The sequence below is a fragment of the Planomonospora sp. ID67723 genome, from assembly GCF_015711605.1.
Classification (GTDB): domain Bacteria; phylum Actinomycetota; class Actinomycetes; order Streptosporangiales; family Streptosporangiaceae; genus Planomonospora_A.
This window is the reverse complement of sequence record NZ_JABTEZ010000002.1, coordinates 104798-120394: the sequence shown is the minus strand read 5'-3', so window position 1 is coordinate 120394 and position 15597 is coordinate 104798. Positions and strand designations below refer to the sequence as shown.

Genomic DNA, 15597 nt, shown 5'->3' with positions numbered 1-15597 from the left:
CTTGGGCGCAAATCTAATAGGAAAGTTTCCTAATTGCTATAGGGCTGACCACGGGTCTTCCGGCCCCAGGTCACGCTTGAGTGACGTCTGGGACGGAACGGTCCGGGAAGCGGGCCGGTTCAGACGGCGTCGGGGACGAGGCGGTCGTCCCGGACGCCGAAGCCCGCAGCCGTCCGCACCGGGGAGCCCGGCCTGTCGACGAAGTCGACGGCGCGGTAGGCGGCGTGGAAGCCTTCCACCCCCGCCGTGCAGACCACGTAGCCGCGGCGGCCGTCGAAGAACCTCAGGTGCGGGTTGGCCGCGAGGACCGCGGCGGAGTCGGTGGCAGGAGGCATGCTGGTCACCGACGAGCCGACGAGCTCCACCCCCGCCGGGGCCGAAGCCGGATCGGCGAAGTCGGCCCGCAGTTCCCCGGCCCAGGCGTTGTGCACGTCACCGGCGATCACGACCAGGCCCCGGACGCCCGCGCCCGTGACGCGCCGGCGGAACTCCGGGTAGCCGTCCCACGCGTCCGCGCGCAGGTTGGGCGGCGGGCCCGGGACGAACCTGCGGGAGAAGAACAGCGGCTGCACCAGCACCTTCCACCGTGCCGCCGACCCGGCCAGCCGGGCCAGCAGCCACTCCTCCTGCGCGGTGCCGAGCATGGTGGCCGCGGTCCTGTACTGGCGGACGTCCAGGACCAGGAAGTCCGCGGCCCGGCCGTACGGCCGCCACCGGTGCATCTGCAACCCGGACGCCGAGGGCCGCACCCGCAGCGGCAGGTGCTCGTAGTAGGCCTGGTAGGCGGCGGCCCTGCGGCGCCTGAACACGGCCGGGTCGGAGCCGTCGCCGGGCAGCGCGCCCCGGTAGTTGTCGCGGACCTCGTGGTCGTCCCAGGTGGCGATCCAGGGCGCGGCCCGGTGCGCGGCCTGCAGATCCGGGTCGGTCCGGTAGCGGGCGTAGCGGTTGCGGTACTGCTGCAGGGTCTGGCACGCCTCCTCGGGCGCCTCCAGCCGGCGGACGTAACGGCCCGGACCGGGATCGGCGGGCCTGCCGTACTCGTAGATGTAGTCGCCGAGCTGGAGGACCACGTCCGGCCGCTCGTCGGCCAGGTGCCGCAGCGCGGTGAAGTGGCCGTGCTCGTAGCGCTGGCAGGAGACGAAGGCGAACCGCACCGGCGTCGCGGCGCCGGCGGCCGGGGCGGTCCTGGTCCGGCCGGCCGGGCTCGTCGTGGCGGCGAACGGCGCGCCCACCGAGAAGCGGTAGAAGTAGTCGCCGCCCGGCCTCAGCCCGTCGACCTTGACGTGCACGCTGTGCGCCCAGCGCCGGTCGGCCTGGGCGGTGCCCTGCCGCACGATCCGGCGGAAGCCCTCGTCCTCGGCGACCTGCCAGCGGACCGGCACGACCAGGCCCGGCATCCCGCCCGGCCTTCGGGGGTCCCGGCCCAGCGGCTCCGGGGCGAGCCGGGTCCAGATGATCACGCTGTCGGGGAGCGGCTCCCCCGACGCGACGCCCAGCGTGAAGGGGTAGCCGAGATTCGTCATGACACGATCGTGTCGTACGGCATGCGGCCATGCTGATGATTTGTCAGAGTATTCCGGTGATCGTCATATCAATCCGCCTGCACTCCCACCGCGGCCCTGGGCCGCGATCAGGGAACAAGCGCTTGATCAATGGCGAGGGGAGGGGTGAGCTGGCGCGTTCCCGTGAACAAGCGATTGCGCAAGGGCTCATAATGGGAAGGTGAACACGCGAAAGAACTCCGGCGGCGCCGCCACCACCCCGGTCAAGCGCCAGGGCACGACGAAGCGCGCGACCGCGTCCGGCTCGGCCTCCGAGCGCCGCGACCACCTCGTCAAACTCGCCGCCGAGCTCTTCGCCCGCAAGGGGTTCCAGGCGACCACCGTCCGCGAGATCGCGGAGGAGGCGGGCATCCTGTCCGGGAGCCTCTACCACCACTTCGACTCCAAGGAGACGATCGTCGACGAGGTGCTCACCACCTTCCTCGACGACCTCGTCGGCCGCTACCGGGCCGCCCTGGAGCAGGACGGAGACCCCCGCACGATCCTGTCAGAGATGGTGCGGATCGGCTTCAGCACCCTGGAGCCGCACCGCGCGGCGATCACGGTCATGCAGAACGACTGGAACTACCTGCGATCCCTGCCCGGTGACCGCTTCGACTACCTCGTCAAGGCCGAGGACGAGGTCGAGCGCATGTGGGTGGAGCAGATCAAGCGCGGCCAGGCCGCCGGGCAGTTCCGCGCCGACGTGGACCCCAAGCTCACCTACCGGATGATCCGCGACACCATCTGGGTCGCCGTCCGCTGGTTCCGCCCGGGCGGCCGGCTCAACACCGCCGGCCTCGCCGACCACTACGTCACCGTCCTCTTCGACGGCCTGGCCACCGGAGAGCGGACGAGCCAGCAGGCCTGACCCCGTCGCGGCCTCCGCCAGCCCGAGGCCACGATCGACCCCCCACCCGGTGAGCGCGGCGGCCGGCGTTGAACGCACCGCACGCACGGCGAACGAGGAGCGGCGAGTGACCCCGGAGACGCTGCAGAAGGCCGTACGGCTGGCGCTCGCGGAGGTGGCCGACCCCGCCAAGGCTTCTGCCATGCAGGCCTACATGAAGTCGGCCATGCCGTTCCTGGGCGTGCAGGCCACACCGCGCCGCGCGGTGCTGAGGAAGGTCTTCGCCGAGTATCCGATCGACAGCGCTCCCGAGTGGCGCAGGGCCGTGCTCGCCCTCTGGCGCGAGGCGGAGTACCGCGAGGAGCGCTACGCGGCGATCACCCTCACCGGGTTCCCCCGTCACTGGGGCCAGACGCTCTACACCCTCCCGATCTACGAGGAGATGGTCGTCTCCGGAGCGTGGTGGGACCTCGTCGACGAGGTCGCCATCCAGCGGGTCGGACCCCTGCTGAAGGCGTTCCCCGACACCATGCGCCCCCTCATGCTCGAATGGGCGCACAGCGACGACCTGTGGAAGCGCCGCACCTCGATCATCTGCCAGAACAAGTTCAAGGCCGCCACCGACACCGGCCTGCTCTACGCCTGCATCGAGCCCAGCCTGTCCGACACCGATTTCTTCGCCCGCAAGGCGATCGGCTGGGCCCTGCGCGAGTACGCCAAGACCAATCCCCGCGAGGTCCTGCGCTACGTCGCGCACAAGGGGATCAGCGGCCTGAGCCGCCGCGAGGCCCTGAAGAACCTCCCGGGCCGGTAGACGCCCGCCCGCGTCTCGCCATCTTCGCCGTCACGGCGGAGCGACGCCCGAGGGTCCGGGCGGGACGCCACCGCCCGGACCGCTGCGCCCCTCCGGGCTACCTGATCGTGTACGGGTCGCCGTAGACCTTCCAGGAGAGCGGGGTGTCCAGGTCCAGGTTGCCCTTGTTGAGGAAGACCCGCTGGGCGGTGTCCACCCGGCTGGTGTCCTCGTGGGCCGCCTCGGCCTGCATGGCCTTCTTGCGGGCGTCCAGGAACGCGTGCAGGTACCTGGTCTCGTCACCGCCCTGAGCCGGGGGCTTCGCCTTCTTCAGAGCGTTCTTCCGGATCGACCAGAAGCTCTCCGGGTCGCTCCCGCCGCCGTGCATGACGATGGCGTCGTAGTAGGCGAACTGGCCCAGGGCCCGCAGGCCGTCCTTCTTGGCCTGGGTGACCGCCGGGTTGAAGTAGACCCGGTCGCGCTCGTCCTCCTGCGCCCGCTGGAACGCCCCGTCCCCGGCGGCGGCCTTCCAGTCCCTGACGAACTTCGAGCCGAGGCCCGCGTGGGAGTCGGTGCCGTTCACCCTGCGCAGGGCCGGCAGGTACTTCGCGAGCACATTGCCGGGTTTGCGCTGCGCGTAGAGCTCGACCAGGTCCAGCATGTCGCCGGTGCCCGAGCAGAAGCCGATGATCCCGGCGGTGTAGCCGCGGCCGTCGCCGATGTCCTCGATGTAGCCGAACTGCGCCCGCCAGTCGAGCGAGGAGTTCTCCGCGCTGGAGACGAGCCGCATGGCGACGTCCTTCTTGCGCGGGTCGGTGAGGTCGACCCGGGCGGAGGACACAGAGGACACAGGGGACGCAGAGGACGTCACGGACATCGCGGACGCCGCGGGCTGCGGAGCCGCGTGTCCGGAGGGCGCGAACGCGATCAGGGCCGGGACGGCGGCCAGGGCGGGGGCGAGGCGGAGCACGGCGCGGCGGCCGGGGCGAGGCGCTGACGAGATGGGCACGTGTCTCTCCAGTGAGGGTGACGGAGGATCGTCCCCGGGCGTGTCTGCCCGGTTCGTTAGGAAACCTTCCTAACAAACTTAACCGCTATCGCACCGCGCCAGTCAATCAGTTCCGCCTTAATCGCCGGATAGCACCGCCTTAAGGGTGGATTAAGCCCCTAAGGCGCTCCTCCGCCGCTACTTCAGCGCACCGGCGGTGAGGCCCTTCTGGATCTGGCTCTGGAAGAGCGTGTAGACGATCAGCATCGGCAGGATCGCCATGCTCAGCGCGGCGAACAGCGCCGACCAGTCGGCGTCGTACCCGGCGGCCGTGGAGATGTCGGCGATGCCCTGGGTGAGCACCCACTTGTCCTTGGCCGAGGTGAGCAGCACCAGCGGGAGCTGGTACTGGTTCCACTGGCCCAGGATGTTGAAGACGGTCACGCTGACGATGCCCGGCCTGGCCATCGGGAGCATGACCTGGAAGAACACCCGGGTGTGCGAGGCCCCGTCCACGAAGGCGGCCTCGGCCACCGCCCCGGGCAGCGTGCGGAAGAACGCCGCCAGGAAGAACACGGTGAACGGCAGCGAGTAGGCGATGTAGACCAGGACCAGCCCGCCGTGGGTGTTCAGGCCGATGAACGGGCCGACCACCGGGACCCGGCCCATGTTCTGCACCACGAAGAACAGCGGGGTGAGCGCCAGGTAGACCGGGAAGGCCAGGCCCGAGACGAACAGCAGGTAGATCGCCCGGTTGCCGCGGAACCGGTAGCGGGCGAGCACGTAGGCGGCCATCGAGCCGAACAGCATCGTGCCGAACGTGCTGAACGCCACCACGACGACGCTGTTGACCATGTACTGCCCGACGTGCGCCTGCTCCCAGGCGCGGGCCCAGTTGTCGAACCGCGGGAAGGCCGGAAGCGACCAGGCGTCGCCGAAGATCTCGTCCTCGCTCTTCACCGAGGCCAGGAAGGTCCACACGATCGGGACGATCACCAGCACCGCCCAGACCAGCAGCGCGACGTGGGTCAACGCCGAGAGCGGCCCGAGCCGCCTCCTGCGCTCCTCGCGGGCGTGGGCCCGGCCCCGGACGATCACTGCTCCGGCCATCAGAACTCGATCCGCTCACGCCGCGACAGGCGCAGGGCCAGCGCCGCGAACCCGATGGTGAAGAAGAACAGCACCACGCCCATCGCGCAGGCGTAGCCGAACTTGAAGTACTCGAAGGCATTGCGGTAGATCTCCGCCGCCATCACGGTCGTGGAGTGGTCGGGACCACCCTGCTCGGCCGTCATGACCCAGACGATCGCGAAGACGTCCAGTGCGAGGATGCCGAGGTAGATCCAGCCGACCTGGACGGTGTCCCAGAGCAGCGGGAGCGTGACCCGGAAGAACATCGGCGGCCCCGAGGCCCCGTCGATCGCCGCCGCCTCGAACAGCTCACGCGGGATGGAGGCGATGCCCGCCGAGAAGAGCACCACGTAGAACCCGACCGCCTGCCAGACCAGCACGCCGAGGATCGACCAGAGGGCGACGTCGGTGTCGGACAGGAAGCCGACCGGCTCCAGCCCCATCGCGATCAGCGGCGCGTTGAGCATGCCGCTCCGGTCCGGACGGAAAACCTGCTGGAACAGCACCGCGACCACGGCGACCGCGAGGACCTGGGGGAAGAAGAACACCACCCGGTAGAACCGCGACCCCCGGACGCCCCCGGCGCCCCCCGTCCCGCCCGCGTTGAGCAGGAAGGCGAAGAACAACGCGATCACGATGGTGAGCAGCGGCAGCAGGACCAGCAGGAGGAGGTTGTGGCCGACCGCCCTCCAGAAGACGTCGTCGGCCAGCAGCCTCTCGAAGTTCTCGGTCCCGACGAATCGCGGGTCGGCGTTCACCCCGCGCCAGTCGGTGAAGGCGATGTGGAACGCCTGCGCGTAGGGGGCGATCACGTAGATCACGTAGAGCGCCACCGGGACCGCGAGGAAGCCCGCGACGAACCGCGTCCTGCCGTGCCTCATGGGTCGCTCACCGCTCCTCACTCGCTGCGCGGCCCGCTCGTCCCTCGCCGACCACTCCGCTCCCCCCGTCGCACCCGCTCCCGCGCCTCATGGGTCGCTCACCGCTCCTCACTCGCTGCGCGGCCCGCTCGTCCCTCGCCGACCACTCCGCTCCCCCCGTCGCACCCGCTCCCGCGCCTCACGGGCCTGTCACCTGGTGAACTTCTTGACCGACGAGTCGTCCTTGATCGCGTCGGCCTTCCGCTGGGCGCGCTCGGCCCACTCGTCCACGGTCAGCTTCCCGTTCATGAGCTGGCCCGAGGCGGCGGCCACCTCGTCGTGCAGCTCGGCGTACCACTTGCGGAACAGGAACCAGACCGTGTTGTCCCCCGCCGCCTCCCGGGCCCGGGAGGCGCTCGCCAGGCCCGGCTTGAGCGTGCGGCCCCTGCCGGCGTCCTTGACGACGGTGAGCGTGGAGACCAGCTCCATGAAGTCCCCCGCGCCCTGCCTGGAGAGCATCGCCCGCATGTACTCCAGGCCCGCGCGGGGATTGGCCGACCGGGCCGGCACGACGTACTCCTCGCCCGGCTGGACGTGCAGCGTGCCGTACGGCATGGCGTCGGAGGCGGTGAGGTCCGGGAGCGGGAACATCGCGTATCCGAAGTCGGCCGGGGTGGTGTCCTTCTGCTCGTTCTCCAGCCAGGAGCCGCAGGGCAGCATCGCGACCTGCCCCTTGTTCTGCGCGGTCTGGGTCTGGACGTGGTCCAGTCCGGCGGTGCCCTGCAGGAGGTACTTGGCGCCGAGCTCGGCGAAGGCGGTCGCCGCCTGCTTGACCGGCTCGGCCGTCCAGGCGCCGTCCTGGAGGTTGTCGATGTTCTTCAGCACGTCCTTGCCGCCGACCTTGGCCGCCAGGGTCAGGATGGCCTCGTAGATGTAGTAGGGGTGCCTGCCCGCGTAGGTGAAGGGCGCGGCCCTGCCCGACTTCTTGATCGTCTCGCAGAGCGCCGTGAACTCCTCCCACGTCGTGGGCACCTGCCAGCCTTCCGCGTCGAAGAGCTTCTGCGAGTACCAGATTCCCCAGACCGTGTTGACGTAGTTCAGGACGTACGGCGTGCCGTCGTAGCTGCCCAGCTCGATGGCGGCGGAGTCGATCGTGTCGCGCACCGGGACGGCGGGGTCGTCCCAGCTCGGCGCGGCGTACAGCGGGGTGAGGTCGGTGAGCTGGCCGTCCTGGACCAGGGCCCCGAAGTCCATCGCGTTGGCGCCGGAGTTGTTGACGAACTCCGGCGGGTCGCCCCCGGCGAAGCGCGGCTGGAGGGTCTTGGCGATCTCCTGGGTCGCGTTGTGCCTGATCTCCAGCTTGGGGTACTTCGCCTTGAGCATCGGTTCGTGGATCTCCTTGGCGTAGGCGTCGCCGAAGCCGCCGTCGAAGATCCAGATCTCCAGGGGCCGGTCCTCGGCGAGGCCGAGCGGGTTGGCGGCGCTGGTCGCCCCGGCGGCGGGCGCCGGGGAGACGGCGCCGTCGCCTGCCGGGGTGGCGCAGGCCGACAGCGCGGGCAGGGCGATCCCGGCGAGGACCGCACTTCGCAGGAGCTCTCGTCTGGACAACGGAGTCATGCTTCCTCCTGGGTAACTGGGCACGACGACTAGGCACCTCGCCGGATCCTTCCGGCATAGCGGCTCTCCAGAGCCCGGTTGTGCTCGTCTCCGCCGGTCACGTTGGCGGAGCGGTAGACCGGCGGGTCCTCACCCGCCTCGATCAGTCCGCGCACCGTCTCGGCCACGACCATCTGGGCCAGCAGCGCCGAGGTGATCGTGGAGACCGCGCCGAACGCGCCGCCGTCCGGGAGCGGCAGGACCGCGTCGCCGTACGGGGCGCCGTTGTCGAGCACCACGTCGGCGAAGTCGAGGAGTTTGCGCCCCGAGGGATGGCGGGAGGCCATCGCGGTGCTGTGCTGGACCGAGGTCAGGGCGACCAGGCCGTGGCCGCGCTCCTTGACGATGGAGGCCAGTTCCACCACCGAACCGTTCACGCCGGAGCTGGAGATCAGCACGAACACGTCCCCCGGCTCGACGGGGGCCAGGTCGTAGATCCTCCGCGCGATCGACGGATCGCGCTCCAGCTCGCCGGGAGGACCGGTCAGCACGTTCACCGGCGCCCCGCCGTACAGGACGACATCGCGCAGGGCGAGCCGGTTGCTGGGCACCAGACCGCCCGCGCGCCCGGCGATCTCCATCGCGACGGCCTCGGAGTGGCCGGAGCCGAAGGCCTGGATCACCCCGCCGGCGCGCAGCGAGGCGGTCATCAGCGCGGCGGCCCTCCCGACAGCCTCGTCCCGCGTCCGGGCGATCTCGTCGATCAGGACCCGCACCTCGTGGACGTAGTCGGCCGCACCGGTGTCCAAGCGATCAGCTCCTCTCCACCCGGTGGCTCTCCAGCGCCCGGATCGTCCGCTCGAACGACTCGTTGGTCCGCTCGTAGGTGCGCTGCGCGACCGCGACGTAGACCGCGTCCAGCACGAAGAGCTGGGAGTGCACGGCGGCCAGGCCGCCCAGCCTGAAGGTGGTCTCCCGGCTCGCGGTGGTCAGCACCCGGTCGGCGAGCTCGGCCAGCGGGGAGCGGGCGAAGGAGGTGACGGCCACGGTCAGCGCGCCCCGGTCGCCGGCCTCGGCGAGGGACTCCAGGACCTCCCGGGTGCGTCCCTGGTGGGAGATGCCGATCGCCACGTCGCCCTCGGCCAGCAGAGCCGCGTCGGCCAGCGCCTCGTGCGCGTCGGCATGGCTCCAGCAGGGCACGCGGATACGGCGCAGCCGTCCGCCCAGCATGCCTGCGACCGCGCCGCTGGTGGAGACGCCGAAGATCAGGACCCGCCGTGCCGCGACGATCGCGTCGGCGATCGCGGCGACGGTCTCCGGGTCGAGCTGCGCGGCGGTGTCCTGGATGAGCCGGGAGTCGGCGGCGGCCATCACGCCGATCGCCGCGTCGAGCGGGTCGGTCGGGCCGATCTCGTGGCCCACCCCGGCGTCCCAGTGGGCCTGCGCGGCCCGGCCGGTCTCGGTGGCGAGCGCGACCCGCAGCTCGGCGTATCCGCCGAAGCCGAAGATCCGGCAGAAGCGGGTGACGGTGGCGGGTGAGCTCCCGCTGACCTCGGCGAGCGCGATGATCGTGGACCTGGCCGCCCCTGCGGGATCGGCCAGGATCGCCTCCCCCACCCGGCGCAGCGCCTCGGGCAGGGCAGGCGTCTCGGTCTGGATGCGTCCGAGCGCGCCGGCGGCCACAGGCGTTCCTTTCACCCGCTGGGGGATGGATGAAAATTATTCTTGCCTGCGGGCCGCGTCAAGGGCGACACGGGACCGTCGCCGGAAGTCAGCCCTCCCGCACGAGGAGCGCGGCGCTGCCGTAGCTGCCGCCGAACCCGGTCACCAGCGCCGTCCCGCGGCCCCGCCGGAGCTCCCGTACGGCCTGCGCCACGTTGTTGAGCCCGTGCACGTAGCCCTCCGAGAGCAGGCCGCCGTGCGGGTTGACCGCGGCGTGGCGCCGGTGGAGCAGGAACTCCCCGAGCTCGGCGCGCGCCGCCAGGCCGAAGTCCTCCAGCTGGCGGGGAACCAGCCAGGAGTAGGCGTCGTAGAGCAGCGCCACGTCCACGTCACCGGGCTTCATGCCCGACCGTTCCCAGAGCAGGGGCGCGAGGTGGGCGGAGAAGGTCTGCGTGACGTCCGGCGACCGGTCCATGGAGGAGCAACCGGGACCGCCGCCCCGGACCACGGTGTGGATGCGGGGCGCCGCCGGCGCCAGCCGTACGTCGCGGACCACCAGCGCGCACGCGCCGTCGGTCTCCTGGCAGCAGTCGACGGTCCGCAGCGGTGAGCAGACGTACGGCCTGGCCAGGTAGTCCTCAAGGGAGAGCGGGTCCCGGCGCAGGGCACGGGGGTTGGCCGCGGCGTTCTCGCGGGACTGGGCCACGACCGCGTGCAGGTGCTCCCCGGTCAGGCCGGTCTCGTGCAGGTAGCGCTGGGCGGCCAGGGCGAACATCGGGATCGGGCCGGCCATGCCGTACGGGCGGGTGAAGCGCTCCTGCGGGCCGGTGGAGACGGTGTTCATGCGCGTGCCGGAACGGCCGTTCAACGCGCGGTAGACCAGGACCGTCCGGGCCAGGCCCGCGGCGACCAGCATGGCCGCCTCGCCCAGGATGGAGGCCGCCTGGGTGCCGCCGCCGGTGATGTCGTTGTGCCAGCCCAGCCGCTCGATCCGCAGGGCCGCGGCGACCTGGACCACCGGGGCCGAGTCGTTGAGGTGGTAGCTGAGCACCGCGTCGACCTCGCCGGGCTCGACGCCCGCGTCGGCGCAGGCCGCCCGGGACGCCTCGACCGCGAGTTCCAGCTCGGTCCTGCCGGACTCCCGCGTCAGGGCCGTCATCCCGATGCCGGCGACGGCCGCCCTGCCCCGCATCGAGCCTCCCGGGAGGTTCGTGTCACCCGCCGGGACGGGGCGCGATCCGCCCCGGCGGGTGACGCCTGTGGGCCGCCCTCCGCCGGGCCGCCGTCCGCCACGCTAACGCGGCCCATCCACTTAGGCAAGCGCTTGCTCGGTACCGGTCGCGCCGGGCCGCCGGGTGGCGGGCGGAGGCCCGGCCGCCGCCCGCTCCCCACCGGCCCGGGCGGGATCAGGAGGGCACGGGCGCGCGGTCGACCCCCCGGGTCACGTCCGCCCATTCGTCCAGGTCACGCAGTCGTGCGGCGAGGGAGGCCCTCATGTCGCCCTCGGCCTGCCCGCCCAGCGCCAGACGGAGCGGAGGGTGCTCGGCGTCCACGGCGGCCAGCATGGCCCGCGCCACCCGGGCCGGGTCGGCGAACGCCTCCGCCGGCAGCTCGCCGAGGGACCGCTGCACGGCCCGCACCGTCGGGTCGTAGTCGGGCACCGGCTCGGCGAAGGCGAGGTTGGACAGGAACGCGGTGGCCGTGTAGCCGGGCTCGATCAGCGTCACCTTGACACCGAGCGGTGCCAGCTCGGCGGCCAGGGCGTCCGACAGCCCCTCCACCGCGTACTTGGTGGCGGCCAGCAGGCCCACTCCCGGGTGGGCCGTCTGCCCGTACACCGACGAACCCTGCAGGACGTGCCCGGAGCGCTGCGCCCGCAGCACCGGCAACGTGGCGCGCAGCACGTTGAGGAGACCGAAGACGTTCGTGTCGAAGACCGCCCTGGCCTGCGCGTCGCTCGCCTCCTCGACGGCTCCGAAGAGGCCGTATCCCGCGTTGTTCGCCACCACGTCGAGGCGGCCGAACTCGGCGACGGCCCGGTCGACGCCGCCGCGCACCGCGGCCTCGTCGCGGATGTCGAGCCCCAGGACGAGGAGGCGTCCGGGGAAGCGCCCGGCGAGGCCCGCGAGGTCGGCGACGTTGCGCGCCACCGCGGCGACGCGGTCACCGCGGTCGAGGGCCGCGAGCGTCAGCTCGCGGCCGATTCCGGAGGAGCCGCCGGTGACGAACCAGGAACGGCCGGTGGTCATGGACTCTGCTTTGATCGACATGGTTATGACCGTAGTCAGTTTGCACATAACTAGCAAGCCGAGCACCTAGCATTAGTTATTTGCTCAAGGCATTTGCTCCATGCTTACCTATGATGGTGGACGTGGTCACCGATCAGGGGCAGCACAGTCCTCTCAGCCCGCACGAAGCCGCGGACCTCGTGCTCGACTTCGTCAACACCCGGCCGATCGCCGGTCGCGAGGAGCGGCTGGCCGACGCCTCGTCGGCGGCGCTCTGGCTGCGCACCACCGGACTGGTCGCCGAGGGGATCCTCGTCACCGAGGGGGACGCCACGACCGCCCGCGAGCTGAGGGAGGCCCTGGTCACCGTCCTGCTCGCGCACGCCGGCGAGCCGGACGACGGCACGGCGCTGGAGGCGGCCGAGGCGTACCTGCGGCGCAGCGGGGTGCTGTACCCCCTGTCGCCCGTCGTCACCTCTCGGGACGTCCGGCTCCTCCCCGCCCACGCGGGTGTGCCCGGCGCCTTCGGCAGCCTGCTCGCGGCCGTGGCCGATCTCGCCCGGCAGGGCACGTGGACGCGGCTGAAGGCCTGCCGCAACCCGCCCTGCCACCTCGGGTTCTACGACCGCACCCGCAACTCGTCCGCGACGTACTGCAGTCCGCGACCCTGCGGGGCGCAGGTCGCGATGCGCTCCTACCGCAGCCGGCGGGCGGCGGGAGAGCAGGGCCGCAACCCGTAGGGGCCGGCGGGCGGCGCTCGGCCTCCGGGCCGACGGGACGCGCCCGCTGGTCGCACTTTCCGGGAAAAACATGAACAAAGATCAAAAATCGGCTCCCATCGTCATCTAGCATCGCCAGCAGATGATCAGCGAGGGTCCGAGGAGAGCGTCATGGACGGCGAGCAGACACCGGCGGGGATCGATCCGACGGTCCCGAGCGTGGCCCGGATGTACGACTACTACCTGGGCGGCAAGGACAACTTCGCCTCCGACCGCCAGGCCGCCGAGGAGATCATCAAAGCGGTCCCGGACGCCCGGGCCAACGCCAGGGCCAACCGCGCGTTCCTGTCCCGGGCGGTGACCGAGATCGCCGGCCGCGGCGTGCGCCAGTTCCTCGACATCGGCTCCGGCCTGCCCACCCAGGAGAACGTCCACCAGGTCGCCCACCGCGTCATCCCCGACGCCCGGGTCGTCTACGTCGACAACGACCCCATCGTCCTGGCGCACGGCAGGGCCCTGCTGGAGGACAACCCCCACACCGTCGTCGTCCAGGCCGACATGCGCGAGCCCAAGGCCCTGCTCGACCACCCCGCCATCCGCGCGAACATCGACTTCGACCAGCCGGTCGCCGTCCTCCTGCTGGCCATGCTCCACTTCGTCCCGGACGACGACGCCGCCGCCGGCATCGTCGCGGCGGTCCGCGACGTCATGGTCCCCGGCAGCCACCTGGTGATCTCCCACATCCACGCCGGAGACATGCCGGAGGAGGCCCACGCCAAGGCGACGGGCGTCTACCGCGCCACCTCCGCCGGGTCGATCGTCACCCGGCCGCCCGCCCACCTGGCCGCCTACACCGAGGGCCTGGAGGTGCTCGACCCGGGCATCGTCCCGGTCCAGTCATGGCGCCCGGAGTTCGAGGAGGACGCCGCCGCCGACCTCTCCCGCCCCGGCATCATCGGCGTGGTGGCCCGGATGCCGTGACGGGTCGGACCGGCCTGCCGCGGCCGGCCGTCGCACGCGGCGCGCTCCCGTCCCCGAACGTCGCCTGAAGAGGAAGCTCCCCGTCGGAAGAGGACGGCGCCGCGCTGCGGCAGATGTCGGCGTCGCGCGCCCGGGCGGGCCGCGCCTGCTGCTCATCGGCGAGGAGCCCGCGCAGATCGGTGACCGGGACCTCGGGCGGGACCTCGGGCGGCACGATCCGGGCCGGCACGCCGTCGCGGTTCTCCAGCGCGGTTCGCAGCACCTCGTGGCGGGCGACGACCCTGGCCGGGGCGGCGGTCACGGCGTCAGGCTCGGCACCGGCCGGCACGCCGGCGCCGAACGGGATGTTGCGGACGGCGCGGCCGGGTTCCAGCTGGTCCGCAGACCAGAGCCGCTCCTGCGCGAAAGAGGACAGGAAGCACGAAACCGGGCGCCCGACCCACGGGCGTACTCACGCCCGTTCGGACTCCTGCATGGCCTCACGCAGGCTGCGGGGCCTCATGTCCGTCCACACCTTGTCGACATACTCGAGGCAACTGTTACGGTCGCCCGAAAATCCTTCATCCCGCCAGCCGGCCGGCGTGGGGCGGTCCGACGCCCAGATCGAGTATTGCTCTTCGTGGTTGATCACTACCTTGTAGTCGCCATTGGGCATGGACACGCCTACTCCTTATTCGCCGCGTCGCGGGGTCGCCGGACACGCCAAAGAACAATGTGGGACTCAGAGCCCAAAACACGACAAATTACGGCCCACGAAGGGGCGGTAGGACACTTTATCCGGCCCTGACAGCGCCAGTAGTCGTCCTCGACGAAGTGCCGCCGATTGAAGTCGACCGGAACCCGGCAAGTCAACACTTGTCGGGAGAACCGCACCCCATGATCACTGACAGTACTCGTGACCGGAAGGTGGAGGATTGACAGCACATGGGTGAACTGTGGAATATGGGCCGGGCCCAAAATCGTCACCACGATACGGGCCATAACGGGTAATCCATACAAGTTTTGTGGGTTCATCCTTAATTCCGTGCTTACCAGCGTGGAGAGAGGCGTCGTCCAGCATGGCGGTGCACAGTCACCTTCCGTTGCCGGCCAGAGCGGCATGACGGGAATCACCGAGGTCATCGACAGGCGCACTGACCTGGTTATAGGGGATCCCAACGCGGGGGACGCGGTCATGGGACCGACAGAGGAGGGCCCATGACCGGGCTGGCAGTCATCGGCACCGGTGGCCTGGCCAGAGCCGTCTGCTATGCCCTGGCCGTGACCGGCCCGCCGGCTCAGGTCACCGTGATCGGGCGCGACCCGGCTCGGACCGCCGAGGTATGCCACATCAGTATGGTCAGAGCCGCACTCGCCGGCTCCGGCGCGACCTTCCGCCCGGTGACGGGCCCTCTGCCCGAGGCCCTGGCGACCGCCGCTCCGGCGGGCGTGCTGCTGGCCGCCTCCAGCCAATCCCCCTGGGAGTCGCTCGGCTCCCCCTCGGCCTGGACCTCCCTGCTCCGGCGCGGCGGCTTCGGGCTCACGCTGCCGTTCCAGGCCGAGGCCGCCCTCCGCGCGGGCACGGCGCTCGCCGATGCCGCCCCCGCGTCCTGGTTCGTCAACGCCTGCTTCCCCGACGCGGTCAACCCCGTGCTGGCCGCGTGCGGCGTCCCGGTGCTGTGCGGGATCGGCAACGCCGGCCTGCTGGCCGCGAGCCTCCAGACCGCCCTCGGTCTGGCCGACCAGCGGGAGCTGCAGGTGCTCGCCCACCACGTCCACCTGCATGCGCCCGCCTCCCCCGAGGACGAGGCGCGGGTCTGGCACCGGGGCCGCCCGCTCGCCGACGTCGGCACGCTCCTCGCCGCCCAGCGGGCCGCCCAGCGCACCGAGCTCAACCACGTCACCGGCCTGACCGCCGCCCGGGTGCTGGGGTGCCTGCTCACCGGCGGCGACCTCGACACCGCCCTGCCGGGGCCGCTCGGCCTGCCGGGCGGCTATCCGGTACGGCTCACGGCCGGCCGGCTGGACCTGCGCCTGCCGCCGGGCCTGGACCGCGCCGAAGCCGTCGCCTTCAACCAGCGCTCAGCCGTACGGGACGGGGTGGTCGTGGAGGGCACGCGCGTCACCTTCGGCCCCGCCGCCCGGGAGGAGCTCGCCCGGGTCGCCCCCGACCTCGCCGACGGCTTCCCCGCCGCGGACCTGGACCCCGCCGTCACAGCCTTCTCCCAGCTCAGAGACCGGCTCCGAGACCTCCCCGCCTACCACTGAC

The 15597-nt window shown here is 71.5% G+C and carries 16 protein-coding genes; 5 read left to right on the top strand and 11 right to left on the bottom strand.

The features are described 5' to 3' along the window. Nucleotides 1-119: 119 nt before the first annotated feature. Nucleotides 120-1523, bottom strand: coding sequence for an alkaline phosphatase D family protein (locus tag HS041_RS13240; RefSeq protein WP_196440990.1), 1404 nt, complete (start codon nt 1521-1523; stop codon nt 120-122). A gap of 199 nt (nt 1524-1722) precedes the next feature. Here HS041_RS13240 and HS041_RS13235 point away from each other — a divergent pair, with 199 nt between their 5' ends. Together HS041_RS13235 and HS041_RS13230 are read left to right on the top strand one after the other, a co-directional pair. Further along, on the top strand, nt 1723-2412 hold the full coding sequence (locus HS041_RS13235; RefSeq protein WP_196440989.1) for a TetR/AcrR family transcriptional regulator: 690 nt from the start codon (nt 1723-1725) through the stop codon (nt 2410-2412). Between the two features lie 106 nt (nt 2413-2518). Then, the gene (locus HS041_RS13230; RefSeq protein WP_307845272.1) at nt 2519-3205 is read left to right on the top strand and encodes a DNA alkylation repair protein; all 687 of its coding nucleotides are present in this window, start codon (nt 2519-2521) and stop codon (nt 3203-3205) included. A 97-nt stretch (nt 3206-3302) separates the two neighbouring features. Here the strand turns inward: HS041_RS13230 and HS041_RS13225 are convergent, their stop codons facing one another. The 8 genes from HS041_RS13225 to HS041_RS13190 form a co-directional block, all read right to left on the bottom strand. Next, nucleotides 3303-4193: a chitosanase gene (locus tag HS041_RS13225; RefSeq protein WP_196440988.1), complete on the bottom strand. Its 891-nt coding sequence runs from the start codon at nt 4191-4193 to the stop codon at nt 3303-3305. 177 nt (nt 4194-4370) lie between these two features. Beyond that, nucleotides 4371-5282 carry a carbohydrate ABC transporter permease gene (locus HS041_RS13220; protein ID WP_196440987.1) on the bottom strand — a complete coding sequence of 304 codons (912 nt, stop codon included), beginning with the start codon at nt 5280-5282 and terminating at the stop codon, nt 4371-4373. Next, the gene (locus HS041_RS13215) at nt 5282-6184 is read right to left on the bottom strand and encodes a carbohydrate ABC transporter permease (RefSeq protein WP_196440986.1); all 903 of its coding nucleotides are present in this window, start codon (nt 6182-6184) and stop codon (nt 5282-5284) included. Before HS041_RS13215 ends, HS041_RS13220 begins: the two co-directional genes overlap by 1 nt. A 189-nt stretch (nt 6185-6373) precedes the next feature. Then, nucleotides 6374-7780 (bottom strand): N-acetylglucosamine/diacetylchitobiose ABC transporter substrate-binding protein, encoded by a 1407-nt coding sequence (ngcE, locus tag HS041_RS13210; protein ID WP_230879054.1) that lies wholly within the window; start codon nt 7778-7780, stop codon nt 6374-6376. Between the two features lie 29 nt (nt 7781-7809). Continuing rightward, nucleotides 7810-8568, bottom strand: coding sequence for a sugar isomerase domain-containing protein (locus HS041_RS13205; RefSeq protein ID WP_196440984.1), 759 nt, complete (start codon nt 8566-8568; stop codon nt 7810-7812). 4 nt (nt 8569-8572) lie between these two features. Further along, a complete protein-coding gene (locus HS041_RS40000; protein WP_196440983.1) occupies nt 8573-9442 on the bottom strand; it encodes a MurR/RpiR family transcriptional regulator in 870 nt (289 codons plus the stop codon). Nucleotides 9443-9530: 88 nt separating this feature from the next. After that, the gene (locus HS041_RS13195; protein WP_196440982.1) at nt 9531-10613 is read right to left on the bottom strand and encodes a thiolase C-terminal domain-containing protein; all 1083 of its coding nucleotides are present in this window, start codon (nt 10611-10613) and stop codon (nt 9531-9533) included. 214 nt (nt 10614-10827) lie between these two features. Then, nucleotides 10828-11691 (bottom strand): SDR family NAD(P)-dependent oxidoreductase, encoded by an 864-nt coding sequence (locus HS041_RS13190; RefSeq protein ID WP_230879053.1) that lies wholly within the window; start codon nt 11689-11691, stop codon nt 10828-10830. A gap of 101 nt (nt 11692-11792) precedes the next feature. Between HS041_RS13190 and HS041_RS13185 the strand changes: the two genes are divergently transcribed. Next, the gene (locus tag HS041_RS13185; RefSeq protein ID WP_307845271.1) at nt 11793-12389 is read left to right on the top strand and encodes a CGNR zinc finger domain-containing protein; all 597 of its coding nucleotides are present in this window, start codon (nt 11793-11795) and stop codon (nt 12387-12389) included. A 150-nt stretch (nt 12390-12539) separates the two neighbouring features. Next, nucleotides 12540-13349 carry an SAM-dependent methyltransferase gene (locus HS041_RS13180; protein WP_196440981.1) on the top strand — a complete coding sequence of 270 codons (810 nt, stop codon included), beginning with the start codon at nt 12540-12542 and terminating at the stop codon, nt 13347-13349. Here HS041_RS13180 and HS041_RS13175 read toward each other — a convergent pair. Together HS041_RS13175 and HS041_RS13170 are read right to left on the bottom strand one after the other, a co-directional pair. Continuing rightward, nucleotides 13321-13650, bottom strand: a complete 330-nt coding sequence (locus HS041_RS13175; RefSeq protein WP_196440980.1) for a hypothetical protein — start codon at nt 13648-13650, stop codon at nt 13321-13323. The two genes, HS041_RS13180 and HS041_RS13175, sit on opposite strands and share 29 nt — an antisense overlap. Nucleotides 13651-13800: 150 nt before the next feature. Further along, nucleotides 13801-14004: an MbtH family protein gene (locus HS041_RS13170; RefSeq protein WP_196442463.1), complete on the bottom strand. Its 204-nt coding sequence runs from the start codon at nt 14002-14004 to the stop codon at nt 13801-13803. Nucleotides 14005-14546: 542 nt separating this feature from the next. On the opposite strand from HS041_RS13170, the gene HS041_RS13165 reads away from it, so the two are divergent. Then, nucleotides 14547-15596 (top strand): Rossmann-fold NAD(P)-binding domain-containing protein, encoded by a 1050-nt coding sequence (locus tag HS041_RS13165; RefSeq protein WP_196440979.1) that lies wholly within the window; start codon nt 14547-14549, stop codon nt 15594-15596. Nucleotide 15597: the final 1 nt, after the last annotated feature.